Annotated in this window: 7 protein-coding genes; 3 read left to right on the top strand and 4 right to left on the bottom strand. The window is 38.8% G+C overall.

Annotated elements, in window-relative coordinates; all coding sequences use genetic code 11:
• The 3 genes from JXA84_00815 to JXA84_00805 form a co-directional block, all read left to right on the top strand.
• Positions 1–3,149, top strand: a 3,149-nt coding sequence (locus JXA84_00815) for a tetratricopeptide repeat protein (protein MBN1149747.1), incomplete at its 5' end; no start/stop codon positions are given.
• Positions 3,127–3,624 carry a dCMP deaminase family protein gene (locus JXA84_00810; protein ID MBN1149746.1) on the top strand — a complete coding sequence of 166 codons (498 nt, stop codon included), beginning with the start codon at positions 3,127–3,129 and terminating at the stop codon, positions 3,622–3,624. The genes JXA84_00815 and JXA84_00810, both read left to right, overlap by 23 nt.
• A gap of 46 nt (positions 3,625–3,670) precedes the next feature.
• A complete protein-coding gene (locus tag JXA84_00805; protein ID MBN1149745.1) occupies positions 3,671–5,569 on the top strand; it encodes a tetratricopeptide repeat protein in 1,899 nt (632 codons plus the stop codon).
• Between the two features lie 5 nt (positions 5,570–5,574).
• On the opposite strand, the gene rfbC is transcribed toward JXA84_00805, so the two are convergent.
• The 4 genes from rfbC to JXA84_00785 all read right to left on the bottom strand — a co-directional run bounded on the left by rfbC (position 5,575) and on the right by JXA84_00785 (position 8,879).
• Positions 5,575–6,114, bottom strand: a complete 540-nt coding sequence (gene rfbC / locus JXA84_00800; protein MBN1149744.1) for a dTDP-4-dehydrorhamnose 3,5-epimerase — start codon at positions 6,112–6,114, stop codon at positions 5,575–5,577.
• A gap of 592 nt (positions 6,115–6,706) precedes the next feature.
• Positions 6,707–7,903, bottom strand: a complete 1,197-nt coding sequence (locus tag JXA84_00795; GenBank protein ID MBN1149743.1) for an FprA family A-type flavoprotein — start codon at positions 7,901–7,903, stop codon at positions 6,707–6,709.
• Between the two features lie 13 nt (positions 7,904–7,916).
• On the bottom strand, positions 7,917–8,474 hold the full coding sequence (locus JXA84_00790) for a rubrerythrin family protein (GenBank protein ID MBN1149742.1): 558 nt from the start codon (positions 8,472–8,474) through the stop codon (positions 7,917–7,919).
• A 9-nt stretch (positions 8,475–8,483) separates the two neighbouring features.
• Positions 8,484–8,879, bottom strand: a complete 396-nt coding sequence (locus tag JXA84_00785) for a transcriptional repressor (GenBank protein MBN1149741.1) — start codon at positions 8,877–8,879, stop codon at positions 8,484–8,486.
• Positions 8,880–8,974 lie beyond the last annotated feature (95 nt).

Genomic DNA, 8,974 nt, shown 5'->3' with positions numbered 1-8,974 from the left:
AAAGAATTCTAAAACCGCTCGAGCAGAAGAAATTTGCCGGGGTGCTTCTTGTCGAGGGGTCGACCGGGGTTGGGAAAACCAGGTTTTTAAACAACGCCAGAGAAATATTTTCTGATAAATTAGGTTTGAACTGGGTGGGCATGAGGTGCGATGATTTAATTTCCTATAGTTTTAAACCTTTCACGGAATATCTTAAATTGTATTTTAAAACCGAAAGCCCTTTGACTGAAAACCTAAAAAGCGAAGAGGTAGAAAAAAAATTCAACGACCTCCTTTCAAAATTGGAAAACGAAAAATTACGTTCGAATCTGTCTTTCGGGAAAATATTTTTGAGCGCCCTCATCGGGCTTGAAAACAGCACGGCTGTCTATTCTATGTATGATGCCAAAGCAGTATATGACAATACTTTGAGCGCTTTGAAAAATTTCTTTCTCGCCCTTTCGACCTTGTCAAAGCTTGTAATTGAAATCGAAGACACGAACTGGATGGACAGCGATTCGGTGAAGTTGATAAACTTTATGGTCCAAAACATCGAAAACTACCCGTTTTTAATTGTGCTCTCTTACAGACCCACAAGAGCGCTTCAAGATGAAATTACGACAGACAAACTCAACAAGATCACTCTTTTGGAGTTTGAAAAGGATGATTCCCGTTTTTACGTTAAAAGGAGGATCGAAGAACTCGCAGAAAACCGAAATTTTGTCCCGCGCGGTATTGTTGAAAAAATAATCGAAATCACAGAAGGCAACCCTCTTTTCATGGAACAAATAATACTCTTTCTTAAAAACAAGGGCAAACTCGATACTGCTGACAATTTGACTGTCGAAGAATTCGAATTTCCATCTGACATAAACTCCCTGATAATTTCAAGAATAGACCTCCTGAAGTACAAACTTAAAAATCTGGTCAAAATCGCCTCGGTTTTGGGGAAAGATTTTGACACGCAGATTCTTTCATGGGTGTCTTCTCAAGCGGATATTTTTACATTTTTGCTCGAAGGTGAAAAGGAGTCAATATGGGCGCCGAGATCCGATTTCTACTACACTTTTTTGCATTCTATGATTCGTGAATGCGTTTATAGAATGCAGTTGAAGAAAGATTTGGTCGATCTTCATCAAAAGACAGGGGAGGTAATTGAAAAAATTTACGGGGATAGAATAGAAGAGAAATTCGAAGAGTTGTCCTACCATTATCATAGAGCGGAAAACAGTTCAAAAAGCGTGTTTTATCTCTATAAATCAGCTGAGAAACTCCGTTTGAAATATCGTTATTCAGACGCTTCGTCTTATTACGAAAAATTGATATACGCTTTGCTTCCCCGGGGAGAAGAGTCGTTTGTTGGACCTGAACTCGAAGATACAGCAATAATGAGCATTGACGGAAGGTTAAGTGTCCTAAAAGAAGAGACCCAATTAGAGCGAATCCTGATAAAGGCTGCTGAAATAGAGAGGTTTTTAGGTGATTGGCAGAAAGCTGATAAGTATTATCGTTTTGCTATAAAATACGCCGAGAAAAATAAAGACATGCACTTGTATTACGTGTCAAAGAGGCATTTGGGCAGGCATCTTCTGAGCAAAGGCGAATACGAAGAAGCTCAGAAAATCCTGAAAGAAGCCGAACTCCATTTCACCTCAAATCATCTTGACAAAGAACTCGCAGATGTCTTTGGTGATTTTGGATTTTTGTTCGCGAGCCAGGGTGATTATGCCAAAGCCCTGGATTACTATGACCTTCAGAAATCATTATACGAAAAGGTTAAAGATGAGAAGGGGCTTTCGCAGGTAATGCTAGATCAGGGTGTCGTTTTTTGGAGACAGGGTTTCATGGATAAAGCGATGCAGGCATTTCGAAAGCAACTGGAAATTGCTCAAAAAATACAGGACAAAAGATTGTACGCCCGAGCGATAGGAAATATCGGGCTTGTGCACGCCATGAAAGGCGAACTTGAACAGGCTAAAGACTCCCTGCAAGAAAATTTGAAAGTAATGAAAGAACTTGGAGACAGAGTAGAATTGTCTAAAACTTTCGGCAACCTCGGTGTTTTGAATAAAGATATGGGTAATCTAACGGAAGCGGAGAGGCTTTTCGATCAAAAACTCTCTGTTGTCAAAGAATTGGGAGACAGAGCTGAAATTCAGCAGGTCACAACCAACATTGGTATTTTGAAAATGCAGGGCGGAGATGTCAAAATGGCAAAAAAACACCTTGTGTCAGCCCTCAAAATGTCAAATTCGCTCAAGGATGAAAAAGGTAAAGCATTTATATTGAGCAGTTTAGGCCAGTTATACTACAAAATTGGAGATTTGCAAAAGACGATAGACAATTATCAAAAGAGTTTGGAGATTTCTCGGACTATTGGAGATCAAACTGGTGTCTTTTCTTGTCTCGGAAATATTGGGACATCTTATTTGGAACTTGGTAAAGACAAAAAAGCCTTGAAGTATTTAAAAAAACAGCTTTTGGAGGCTAAAAAAACCGGAGTTGACAGGAATTTGATGTACGCCATGATAAACCTGGGCATCGTCCACGGAAAACTGAAAGACCTTCGTTCAGCCAGGAAGTATCTGAAAAGCGCTCAAAAAATCGCTCTGGGTTTGAAAAACGACAAATTTTCCAAGGAAATAAATGTATATCTCGCGAACGCCGAGATTTCCTCAAAAAAGTACAAATCGGCTGAAAAAAGACTTAAAGAAGTAATCAGAGTTTCTCATGATCAAGAAACTGAAATTGAAGCGGAAACAATGCTTCTTCGTTTGAAAAACCTCTCAAAATCGAGTCCGGGAGAGTTAATCGAAAATATAAAGAAACTGACAGGTTTTAAGAATTACCCCCCTGACAAAAAAATCAAAGCCCACATGCTTTACGAAATCACGAAATCCATGAATAGAATCAGAAAAAAACCGGAATTGTTGATCCTTTCGGTTGATGAAGACTTTATCAGCCAATGCCTTTACTTGACCGGCTCTAGGAAAAAAAGAGGGTTTCTCCACGAAAAACCCGATAGAATTCTCTTTTTGTTTGCAGAAGAAACTTACAAATTCTTAAAGACTTTAAACAGGGAGAGAAGCACTAAAGATTTGTCTAAGAAAACAAATGAAATGAAAAAAGTTTTGGAAAGGACAAAAGATGCCGTCATCAAAAAGAAGTGATTACATAACATGGGATGAGTACTTCATGGGAGTTGCCATACTTTCAGCAAAAAGAAGCAAAGATCCTTCCACCCAGGTTGGCGCCTGCATAGTGAATTCAAAAAATAAAATCGTAGGTGTAGGTTACAACGGTTTCCCAACTGGTTGCTCCGACGAGGATTTTCCGTGGAATCGAGACGGGAGCTTTCTTGAATCTAAATACGCTTATGTCTGTCATGCAGAACTAAACGCAGTATTGAATAAAATAAGCGTTGACCTGTATGATTGCAGAATTTACGTTGGGCTTTTCCCTTGCAACGAATGCGCCAAAGTCATCATTCAATCCGGAATTAAAGAAGTCGTATACCTCTCGGATAAATACGCCGAATCGGACCAGACAAAAGCCGCAAAGAGAATGTTCGACAGCGCCAAAGTTGCTTACAGGCAATACGAGGTGAAAAGGAAAAATATAATCATTGACTTTGATTTGATCTGATAGCAGAATTTTTTTGTAAAAAACAAAGTTTTGCCGGAAGGTATTTGTGAAAAAAGACAAGATTAATACCACTATTAAAACCGGTGAAAACTTTCCAAATAGCAAAAAAGATATTTCTCAAACAGATAACCCTAGGGATAAACTGGATGTTCTTTTCGATCTCGCCCAAGATTACAGCAAAAAGGGAGATTTCCACTTAAGCCTTAAAACTTTGGACAATGCTCTGAACCTTGCCATCGAAAGCAGAAACGACGACGGCATGGCGAGTGCTTACCATATGATTGGAACAGTTTATTTTAAAATCAAGAACTACGATAAAGCCACCGAGAATTATTTAAACGCGCTTTCTCTCAGAGAGGCAATGGAAGCCCCTGAAAAAATCGCCGCGACTTTGAACAATTTGTCAATAATATATATTGAAACGTTAAAATACGACACCGCCCTTGAATGCCTTTTCAAAGCTCTTTCTTCAAGCGAATTCGCTGGCGACAATAAAAGCGTATCTGGAATATGCAACAATATAGGTATCTTGTATTTGCGAAACGGGGAGATTGATAAAGCCAATCAATATTTCGAAAAATCCCTTAAAACAATAAAAAGCACGGGTGATGAAAAAATTCTCTCGAACCTTTACATGAATATTGCCATGTCTCTTTGTGAAAGCCAGAGTTACAGGGACTCTTTGGAATACTTCGAAAAGAGCATTGAACTGAAGAGAAAGATAGATGACCCATGGGGTCTTTCCTCGGCGTATTTGAACCTTGGAGAAGCCCATAAAAACCTCGGAAACTTCGAAGAAGCTCTCGGCTTTTTAAACAAATCGCTCAAAGAGAGGGTTAAAATCGGCGACAAAAAAGATCTCGCAATGGTGAACAGCGCCATCGGTTCTGTTTACTCAGGAAAGGGAGATATGCTGAATGCCCGAGAATATTTCGAAAAAGCTTACTTTTATTCGACTGGAATAGAGATGGCTTATCATAGAAAAGAAATAGTAAAAAATATGGCTGAAATCTCCAGGAAACTCGGAGATCTGAGCAGAGCTTATGATCTGATAGTAGAATATTATCAAATCCAAGAGAATATCAACGAGAATGAAAAAAAATCGAGAATGAGAGAAATCGAACTCAATTATGAAATAGACAGGATCGAAAGGGAAAATAAAATTGTGAGTGAGAGAAACACCGAGCTTGAAAAGACCAAGAGAAAACTTGACTATGCCAGAATTGAATTGAAAAAAATCGCAGAGGAGCTCTCTTCCGCTGTGCAGTCTAAAGACAATCTTTTTGATTTAATTTCTCAAGACATCAGGAACAGTCTCGATTTCGTACAGACAAACCTTAATTTTTTAGCTTTAAAAGGAAATGTAGAAAATTCCGAGATCTCACAATCTTTAAAATCCGTGTTTGAACGAGTGAACTATTCACGATTGCTTATAGAAAAAATTGCGAGGATTTTCGAACTCGAAAATCCTTCATTTGGTCTGAAACTAAAAAAAGAGGATTTAAACACCCTGATCGGATCTTTGATGCCTTCTCTGAAGGAAGCTTGTAAAGATAAAAATATCGATTTAGAACTCTGTGCATGTGAAAGCTCTCTTGCTGTGTATTTGGACAAAATAGCTTTCGAAGAGATACTGGATAGTATTCTCGTTTCGATGATTAAATTCGCGAAAAGGGACAGTTTACTTGAACTAAAGCTTTCAAAGAACGTCAAGGAATCTTTTATAAAAATAAAATACAACGGACCCGGAATGTTTTTGGAGTATATTCCTTCTTTTGACGAGAAAATACAGGCATCTACCAGGATTGGATTGGATTTAGACAAGGAAATTTGGTTGTCTCTTCTCATTGCGAAAAAACTGATCGAACTTCACAGGGGAAAATTTTCTATAGATAATGATATTCACAAAGGCACGGAATTCACGATTTCTCTACCGCTCGCTTAAGCACCTTAAAAAAAGTCTTTCACTTCCGAAAACAGCGGAAGAGATTCGTCCTTTTCAGAGAGAATATGAGGCCCTTTGGGCCACTGGATTTTTAATTCCGGATCGGTTGGTTTGATGCCTCTTTCGCATGATTTGTCGTAAGAATCCCAAACGCAGTACAAAACTTTTGCCGTTTCGCTTAAAACGCAGAATCCGTGGGCAAAACCTTCCGGGATGAATAGAGATTGAGGTTTTGTATGGTCTAAAACCACTCCTTTCCATTGTTTGAAAGTGGGGGAGGATTTTCTTATATCGAGGGCGACGTCGAAGATTATTCCTTCGATTACGTGGATCAATTTCGCTTGTGCTCTCGGTGGTTTCTGATAATGAAGACCCCGGATGACGTTTTGGTATGAAATTGAAAAGTTTACCTGTTTGATGTTTTGCAAATTGGGTTTTATAAGTTTTGTTTCGTTGAATATCTCAAAAAACCATCCTCGCTTGTCGTCGTGTTTTTCGAGGTCAAACAACATAAGCCCCTGGATGGATAGGTTTTTAATATTCATTTATGCCATTTTATAATGGAAAATATTTTCTGTCTTTATTTTTTTTGCTTAAACCCCGACCACGAAAGTCCCATAAGCTTTTGAACTATTCCGATTAAAGAATGCCCGACATTTGAAAATAATCCGCCGTTAAACAACTATTGACAGAAAACGAAACAAAAAACATAATTTATCAAGAAAGGAGGGCTATATGGGAACAAAAGGAAAGAAAGACAAAGGTCAGAAAGAAGCGAAGAAAGAGCCCAAATACAGCAAGAAAGAAAAAAGAAAAATGAAACAGGAGAAGAAAGCTCAAAAAGATATCTAGTCCATAGCAAATAGTTTTTTTTAACGGCGCTGACTTCGTTCAGCGCCTTTTTTTTTATGATAAATATTTTTCAACATTTGTAATAGATAAAGAAACAAGAAGTTTTTACCACGAATTCGGTCAAAAGCTGAACTTTTGACCTACACGAAGTAAAATTTTTCAAACAAATATTACAAAGAAAAACTTTTTGGATTAAATATCTTAAAATTCGTGTAGTAAAACTGTATCAAATTTTACCTTCATGAAGGCGGGATACAATGGCCCTTCATGGTGGGTCTTATTTATTTAATTCCCCTTAGAATTTTCGTTTATCTTTTTGCCCAAATCTTTTCCAGCTTCAAAGCATCTTTCAAGTATTTCTTCATCAGGTATGTAAAGACATTTAATTTCATGCAGAACTTCAATTGACATAGATTCAAGAAGTGTTTTAAGCTGTCCGGTCCCTTCTCCGCTCCATCCGAAAGAACCGAAAACAACTCCGAAAGGAATTTTAAATTTTAGACCTTTCGCGTAAGACAAAGCGTCAAAAAGGGATGGGAAAGCGTTGTTGTTCAAAGTGGGAGAACCCGCGAGAAGAGCTGATGCGCCTAAAAGCTCAGACGCGACATCGCTTCTTTTCCCTGTTTTAAGATCAATTATTGATACGTTTATATTTTCAGACCTGAGTCCGTCCTCAAGATGTTTAGCCATTAGCTCGGTGCTCTTCCACATCGTCTCATAGACTATAACTGCTTTTCTCTCCAACTTGCCCGACGCCCAGTCCGAATAATGTTTTATAATTTTTTTGAACCTTTCCATGTCTCTCCATATTGGTCCGTGATCTGGAGCTACAATGGAGATATCGAGCCCTCCAATTTTTCTAAGGGCTGTTTCGACCTGTTTCGCGTATGGCGTGATTATGTTGGCGTAGTATTGCGCTGATGCGCTTTTCAGTGTCGCCCAATCCATTTCATCGTCGAACCTCTCTGATGAAGCGAGATGCATTCCAAATGCGTCCTGTGAAAACACTATTTTCTCCGGGGTGAGATAAGAGACCATACTGTCGGGCCAGTGGAGCATGGGGGTGATGAAAAAATCGAGAGAAGAGCCTCCTATGTCGATTTTTTCAGCGTCCTTTATTTGGGATACTTCCAAGCTGGGATAATATTTATTTAAGGCTTTGACTCCGTTTGGTGAAGCGTAAACTTTTACGGGTTTGACCTTTTCCACTGTCCAGACAAGGGCTCCTGAATGGTCAGGCTCTGAATGGTTTGAAACAATGTAGTCTATCTTCTCCGGATCGACTACAGACTCTATTCTCGACAACATCTCTTCTTCAAACCCTTTTTTAACAGTGTCGATTAGAGTTATTTTATCTGACAAGATCAAATAGGCGTTGTAGGTTGTCCCGAAATTTGTAGTGTAACCATGAAAATAGCGCAGACTACAGTCGATCGCGCCTACCCAGTGGACCTTTTCTGTTATTTTTACAGATCTTAACATTACTGCCTCGAGCTCAGAGTTTTTCGAACCATGCCTGTGGATGGTCGCAGGCCGGGCATTTTTGAGGCGCTTCTTTGCCTTCGTGGATGAAACCGCAGTTTAAGCACCTCCAGACAACCTTTTCATCTTTACAGAACATCTTGTCGATTTCTTTTTGCAACTGCCTGAATCTTTTTTCGTGAAATATTTCAGCAACTGAAATATTCCGCCATACTAAAGCGATTTCTTTGAAACCTTCGGCTTCAGCGGTTTTTGCGAATTGCGGATACAAAACGGAATGTTCTTCGAGCTCTCCCTGAGCCGCGGCTAAAAGGTTTTCTTTCGTTTTGCCTATGACACCTGCAGGGAATGTAGCCGTAATTTCCAAGGGGCCTCCTTCAAGGAATTTAAAAAATCTCTTCGCGTGCTCTTTTTCCTGGCGAGCTGTCTCTTCGAATATCGTGGCTATTTTTTCATATCCTTCTTTTTTCGCCTGTTTAGCAAAAAATTCGTATCTGTTTCTTGCCTGTGATTCACCGGCGAATGATTTTAAAAGATTGTTTTCAGTCATGGTTCCTTTTATCGTCACTATTTCCTCCTTTTACTCATCGTCACTCTTTCCGAGTTTCTTCGAGCAAACCGGACAATAACCTTCAGCGAGCACTGACCGGTTCTTTATTACAAATCCATCTTCAATTTCGTATAGAACGGTTGAATTATTTTCCAATTTAAAATCAATAATGGAACCGCATTTAAGGCATATGAAATGACCGTGGGGTGACATGTTCCCATCGAATCGTTCCGAACCGTCTGAAGCCATTATCTTTTTTATATCTCCGCTTTTTACCAGATAATCAAGGTTTCTGTAAACGGTTGCGAGGCTCAGCTTTTTGTAAAGAGGTTTTAAAAGATCGTAAATTTCTTTAGCTGAGGGATGAAAGTTGGATTTTGAAAGAAAATCCAACAATATATTTGAGTAAACCCTCTTTCTTGCCACAAGATTATGATAATCTTTATCGTAAAATAGATCAAGAGATTTCTTAAATTTTCCTTTACTTTTAAAAAAAAAGTATTATATATGCTTAAATTTTT

This window comes from candidate division WOR-3 bacterium (assembly GCA_016926475.1).
Taxonomy (GTDB): Bacteria; SDB-A; SDB-A; order SDB-A; family SDB-A; genus JAFGIG01.
The sequence above is the reverse complement of the archived record's forward strand: the minus strand, read 5'-3'. Positions and strand labels throughout refer to the sequence as shown.